The organism is Rhodococcus sp. T2V, assembly GCF_029269925.1.
Lineage (GTDB): Bacteria > Actinomycetota > Actinomycetes > Mycobacteriales > Mycobacteriaceae > Rhodococcus_F > Rhodococcus_F koreensis.
Genome location: NZ_JARJBD010000047.1, coordinates 67,467 through 73,466, shown reverse-complemented (window position 1 = coordinate 73,466; position 6,000 = coordinate 67,467). Strand labels below are relative to the sequence as shown.

Below are 6,000 nucleotides of genomic sequence, written 5' to 3'. Positions count from 1 at the left end.
CGCCGCCAGCCCAGATCAGAACCCCCGACCTCCGATCCCCAGTCGGATAGCCCCCTCCGGACAGCGCCGACACCGAAGATCGCAGACAAGGACATGTCGCGCTAATTTGATCGAGTCTGCGTGTCAACATGATGGATGTAGTGCGCACGGGTGCATCAGAGATAAAAGTTGGCGATTACCGATCGGCGACGGCACCACGTTGTCCCATCTGGACAAACACGAAGTCAAAGCCGGGAACTATCCACCACCGATGATCAATAGGACTGAAACCCTGCCATCAGCCAAGTCAACAATGACCGGCATTTCGCTGCACTGATATAGAATACGCAGATTTATCATTGATCGATGGTCTCACCCGGGGTGCGGATCATTCTCGGTTCTACCGCATTGATGGCCCGAAGAATCGAAATGGAGAGGCGTAACGAATGAGATCCACAAACAAAACGACGGCTGTTTGCGTCAGCATCGCGGCGTTGACCATCACCTTCGCGGGATGCAGCCGAGATACCCATGACAGCACCCTGGGCGCCTTGCCCCCATCGGTCACAGCCTCGCAATCGGTCGACGTGACAGCTCCAACCAAAGCCCCAATACTGATTTCTGCCAACAATTTCCGCGATCTAGCTGGGCCCGACATAGGGTACATCACATCCGACGGACGACGCGTTCGCGAGGGTGTTGTCTACCGCTCCAATGCGCTGACGACCAACGACTCGGACGCCGCAACATTGGATTCCTTAGGCATAAAGACAGTATTCGATCTGCGGACACCCGCAGAAGTCACCGAGAAGCCCGACCGTGTTCCGGCGGGCGCGAGGTACCAAAATATTGATGTGTCTGGCGGCACCAAGACCGCAACCGTACTCTCGTCCGTGGATCTCTCCACTCCCGAAGGCGCACGGAACATGGTTACCGGCGCGTACCGGAAAATCGTGACGGACCCCGCTATGCAAGCACAATTCGGGGCGCTACTCACCGATGTCGCCGTCACCGACGGCCCACTAATAATTCACTGCAGCGCGGGCAAAGACCGAGCCGGGTGGGCTAGCGCGGTTCTGCTGAAGATCGCGGGCGTCGATGACGCAACAGTGATGAGTAACTACCTTCTCACCAACGAATATTCGAAGGATTCGATCGAGTCGGTCGTCGCCAAGACGACAGCCTCGGATGGTGAGCAGGCCGGAGCCGCTGTGCGAGTTATCTACGGAGTCTCCCCAGAATTCCTTCAGGCGGGATTCGACGAGATCAGCACCATCTTTGGCACCTTCGAGAACTACCTCACGATGGGGCTTGGACTTACACCCGACACTATCGCAGCGTTGAAGACCAAGCTCACCGGTTAAATTTAGGACGTCGGCGACAAAGGATCGACACTCTCCCACAATGCATCCGGCGCCAGCCGCTGTGACAATACATCGTCCACAACCGTCACCATGCCGCACAACGACCCCCCTCATGCGAAACACGCAATTAGCCCTCTGACCCGTCTGGACGAGGCTTCACCTGCCGGGATTCGATGACCCATGCCGCGATTTGTGCACGGGACGTGAACCCCAACTTTACGAGAAGGTGTTCGACGTGCCCCTGAGCCGTGCGCGGTGAGATCGTCAGGCGGGTGGCGATCTCACGGTTGGTCAGTCCCTCTGAGACTAGTTCAGCGACCTGAAGTTCTCGCTTTGTCGGCGTTGTTTGCGAAAGATGCTCTCGCGTGGATGGTGGCGGCATCTTCTCTTCGAGCGCGTAAGAGACGGCGTCGGCAACGTCGAGTGCTTGGCCTTTCCGTCGCGCCGCATCGAATGCTCTTTGAGTTAGCGCTTGTCGGGCTGTGCGTTCAGATCTTTTCTGGAAGACGACTAGCGCTGGATGGAACACTCTCGGACTTCCAACCGACTGGGCAAGTTGCTCAGCGGCTGCGCCCAGTACCACGGCACGTTCAGGTTCCTGCTCCTCGGCAGCAACCCAGGCGAGAGCCTGCAAGCACATACTTATGTTGAGCCGATCGTTGATGCTCCGCCCGACGTGAAGCGCCTTCCGCAAGAGTTCATCTGCCCGTGTGCGGTCTCCGCGCCGCCACACCGCGACGGCCAAGTTCCAGAGCGAATACGATTGGAATACCGTCTCACCGCGAGGTTCGGTGATTGCAAGAGAATGCTCGTAGCACTCGACGGCACGATCGATGTCGTTAAGGAATTCCTGCGTCAAGCCGAGGATACCGATTCCGACAATCAGAAGAAGTTCGTCGTTCTGCTGAGCGAAGATCGGCGTCGCACGCTCGAAACAGATACGAGCGTAATCTAATTCATTGCTGAACAGTGCGCGGTAGCCGTCTGCGATATCAACCAGTGCCAGCAGCATCGCGTCCGTGGACCGGTTGGCGAGGGCTCGACCTTCTTCCACGAGCGTGGTGGCAGCCGACAAGTCGCCTTGCAGTGCGGCCATTTGAGTGGCCACATAGAGAACCTTCGCGCGTGCACAGCTTCCTGCCTTAGGCGAACATGCCAGGAGCCGGTCGATCCATCGGCGACATTCGCTGAACAGACCGCGGGCGAGCCAAAATGGGTACAACGCACCCGCGGTGCGAATCCCTGCCTCGGGGTCGTCTGCAACACAGAATTCTAGTGCTTGTCGCAGGTTCGGCTGCTCAGCAACGAGCCTGGCGATCCATTCGGGTTGCCGTGGTCCGATCCAGTCGGCCTCTGCATCGCGTGCCAATTGTTCGTACCAGTCGCGGTACCGGGAGCGCAGTTCGGAATAGTCGGTTCTCTCGCTGGCCATCTCCCGCCCGTAGTCGCGCACAGTTTCGAGCATCCTGAACCTAGCGACCGGAGCCGACTTTTCTCGGGTCAGAATCGACTTGTCGACCAGAGAGGTGATGGTGTCGAGGAGATCGTCTACGGCCTGGTCAGTGCCGCAGATTTGTTCGGCCGCATTCAATTCGAAGCTTCCGGAGAATACCGAAAGGCGGGCCCACATGTGTCGTTCCAGGGGTGTACACAGGTCATAACTCCAGTCGATGCACATCCTCAGAGTTTGTTGCCGTGACGGGGCGTCTTTGCGTCCACGGGTCAACAGTGAATAGCGGTCGGCGAGTCGCTGCAAGATTTCCGTTGGGGAGATCGCTCGCAGCCGCGCGGCAGCCAGCTCGATCGCCAGCGGCAGCCCATCGAGGCGTTGGCATATCCGGGCGATGGTCACCTTGTTGTCGTCGGTGACTTCGAACCCGGGCAGTGCGGCCGCGCCGCGCTCGGCGAATAGCGCCACTGAGTCGTTGCGGGGCAATCTTCTCGGCAGATGGTCGGGGTCGGGCACCGTCAGTGGGGAGATGGGTATCGCTATCTCGCCGCTGATACCGATCGGCTCACGGCTTGTCAGGAGCATCCTGACCCCCGGGCTCGTACGGAGAAGCGCTTCGGAGAGTTTCGCGACCTCGTCGAGTACCTGTTCGCAATTGTCCAGAACGACGAGCACCTCCCGTGGGGCGAGGAAATCCTCGAGGACCTCGAGGAGTGGTCTTGCGGATCGGTCGCGTATCCCCAGCGCATCCGCCACCATGTTTGTGACGAGCGAGTCGTCACGCAGTTCGCCTAGCTCGACCAGAAACACGCCGTCAGCGAAGCTGGACCGCGCGTGGTCGGCAACCCGCAGAGCCAGGCGAGTCTTGCCCACCCCGCCCATACCGGTCAAGGTCACCATGCGGGATGTCGAGAGCAAGTTCTTGATCTCCGCCGACTCCTCTCGACGGTCGATAAAGCTGGTCAGTTCCAGTGGGAGCGAACCGGTTCGGCCCGAATGAGCAAGCTGCGGCGCTCCGTTGTCGGGCGAGTTGGGTGCTGGTGTGTACGTCGAGGCGGTCTCGTTGGTTCCGTCATGTTCAGTGCGCCGCGCCATGTCGTCGACCCGGTACCCGTGCGCGTGTTGTACATGCCGGAGTTGACTGCCCAGTGCCTGAACGGATGGGCGATTGGTAGGGGCGCCGGCCATCGCGCCCTCGATCACCGCGCTGACATCGTCCGCGATGCCGTGCTCTCGCGGGTTCGGTGTCGGTTCGGTGGTGATCCGGACGAACTGGGCGACCAACTGCTCACCGCTGCGGCGCTCGAACGCGGCGTGTCCGGTAATGGCAGCGAACAAGGTCGCACCTAGGCCATAAACATCAGCCGCGGGGCTTGGTGCGGCCCCAGCGATGATCTCGGGCGCTGTGAAAGCGGGGGACCCCGTCACTACCCCAGTGGTGGTTTCGAATCCTCCCGTGACATGAGCAATGCCGAAGTCCGTCAGCGCGGGCTCTCCGTAGTCGGTGAGCAAGATATTGGCCGGCTTGACATCACGGTGGAGAATGCCGAGGTCGTGTGCAGCTTCGAGCGCTCCGGCGATCTTGACCCCGACACGAAGCGCTTCCTCCAGGCTCAGCGGTCCGCGCAGGCGGATGCGCGCATCGAGGGATCCGGGAGCGTAGAAGGGCATCACGATGTAGGGCCGGGCATGCTCGGTTACCCCGACCTGCAGGATGGTGACCACGTTGGGACTGCCCGTCAATCGACCCGCAGCACGCTGCTCGCGCAAGAACCGGGCCCGATTGTCCTCGTCCAAGTCCGCGGTCAGCACCTTCACAGCGACGATGCGATCAAGCGATATCTGTCGACATCGATAGACAACCCCGAAACCCCCACGCCCAATCTCACGGGCATCGACGAACCCATCCGCCGCCAACTCCGTGGTGACCGATCCGGCCGCGTCACGGCGGGTACTGAAAGGGTCGATGTCATTCATGGCCTACACCGATCCTGGCATCGTGAGCAGCACACCAAGTCGCACCTCGCTAACTACCCTGAGGATATCGTCGACCCGCGTCAGATGCTCGGATTCTCGAACCCGCTCTAGTTGGTTGCTTGTTTCAAGCTACTAGAACGGATGTTTCCGCGGCGGGTTTGGCGTCGGACGCTACCGCCAGGTCGGTGTCGCTGGTCATCGGTGTCGTTGGTCAATAGTTGAGGATATCGGGTATCGGTGCCGGTCCGGCCGACCGGATTGCCTCCTGCCGGCGGTCACTCACACGGTAAGGCGGTCGGTGCAGAGCCGGATCGTCTCGTCGGTGGCGCCGAGCGACCTCCACCCACGTACCCCGCCTGGGTGCGTCTCCCAGCGCGAGAGGACTCCCTCAATGGCGTCGGGGACGGCACCACGGAGGTCGCGGTCGTACTGACGAGTCTGCCTGAGCTCTGGGGCGAACCGCGTGATACGCGCGCGGACGGCCGTCATGTGGTCGTTGGTGGCGACGTAATGGCGACGATCTCATCAGGATCGACACCGACGATCCCCAGCAGAAGGCCCACGGCAATGCCGGTACGGTCCTTGCCCGCGGCGCACTGCAGCAGCACCGGGCGCCAGGGGGCGGTGGCGGCGACCTGCAGGACGTACGCGAGTTTTCTCGCCCGCGGGTGGCGCCGGCCGCGGCGCGGCCGCTTCCCAGGTCAGCATGCCCTTGGTCTCGAAGATGCCCGCGAACAGCCGTGCCCTGCCCGTGGCGGATCCGACGACGATGGCGAGGGTGCCCGCGAGCGGACCGATGCCTATTGCGGAGACGAAAGGCAACGCCCACATCGGCTCGGGGATGGCCCGGGTGATGGTTATCGATGTGCGTGCGGCGTGGGTAGCCAAGCCTCCCCGAAAACCGTGCGCGCGCAGAAGCGCCCCGGGCAGCGCGGGGCACCACCGACCGTAGTGGCCGATGACCGCGGGCGCGAGGGTCTCGCCCATCAGGGTGACGGCGGCGGGGAGGATCGACAGGTCGGGCGGGACATCGGCCGACGAAGTCGGAGATGTTCGGGATCCCGTCGAGTAGTGCAGCGGGAGAGAACTCGATGGCCTGCGCCGAATGCAGGATCACCACGGCGACAGAGAGAACGTGAGGGTTGGTTCGCCGGGACGGCCGACGCAGCCTCGCGAGGTCGGAGGTTGACGTCGGCATCGGCGAATATGTCGGATTCGAATGTCATTACT

General features: G+C 61.5%; 4 protein-coding genes. 1 reads left to right on the top strand and 3 read right to left on the bottom strand.

Features of this window, described 5'->3' with window-relative positions; translation table 11 throughout:
- The first annotated feature begins 473 nt into the window (after nucleotides 1-473).
- Nucleotides 474-1,343 carry a tyrosine-protein phosphatase gene (locus P3H15_RS31785; RefSeq protein ID WP_276140847.1) on the top strand — a complete coding sequence of 290 codons (870 nt, stop codon included), beginning with the start codon at nucleotides 474-476 and terminating at the stop codon, nucleotides 1,341-1,343.
- 127 nt (nucleotides 1,344-1,470) lie between these two features.
- Here the strand turns inward: P3H15_RS31785 and P3H15_RS31780 are convergent, their stop codons facing one another.
- From P3H15_RS31780 to P3H15_RS31770, 3 genes are all read right to left on the bottom strand, one after another.
- Nucleotides 1,471-4,770: a protein kinase gene (locus tag P3H15_RS31780; RefSeq protein ID WP_276140846.1), complete on the bottom strand. Its 3,300-nt coding sequence runs from the start codon at nucleotides 4,768-4,770 to the stop codon at nucleotides 1,471-1,473.
- A 279-nt stretch (nucleotides 4,771-5,049) separates the two neighbouring features.
- Nucleotides 5,050-5,259, bottom strand: a complete 210-nt coding sequence (locus tag P3H15_RS31775) for a hypothetical protein (protein ID WP_276140845.1) — start codon at nucleotides 5,257-5,259, stop codon at nucleotides 5,050-5,052.
- Nucleotides 5,256-5,378 (bottom strand): tyrosine-protein phosphatase, encoded by a 123-nt coding sequence (locus tag P3H15_RS31770; RefSeq protein WP_276140844.1) that lies wholly within the window; start codon nucleotides 5,376-5,378, stop codon nucleotides 5,256-5,258. The genes P3H15_RS31775 and P3H15_RS31770 overlap by 4 nt, the downstream gene beginning before the upstream one ends.
- Between the last annotated feature and the right edge of the window lie 622 nt (nucleotides 5,379-6,000).